At 67.3% G+C, this 211-nt stretch carries 1 pseudogene; it reads left to right on the forward strand.

The features are described from left to right. A pseudogene (locus PUR53_RS14155) lies at positions 1-211 on the forward strand (hypothetical protein); the annotation flags it as partial.

Consider the following 211-nt stretch of genomic DNA (forward strand, 5'->3'; position numbering starts at 1 on the left):
CCCTCTCCGCCTCCGGCCTCGACGGCATCCGCGTCTACCTCGACCCCGGCACGACCGGCGCCCGCAAGATCGACCTCTGGAAGAACGGCACCACCACCGTCTCCAAGACCGTCAACCTCACCATCCCCGCCGGCAAACACACCCTCCGCGTCGACTACGTCAACTGGACCGGCTCCGCCAAGGTCAAGTTCACCTACACGCCCCGCACCTC

Origin of the sequence: Streptomyces sp. SP18BB07 (genome assembly GCF_036322545.1) — a bacterium.
GTDB classification, from domain to species: domain Bacteria; phylum Actinomycetota; class Actinomycetes; order Streptomycetales; family Streptomycetaceae; genus Streptomyces; species Streptomyces deccanensis.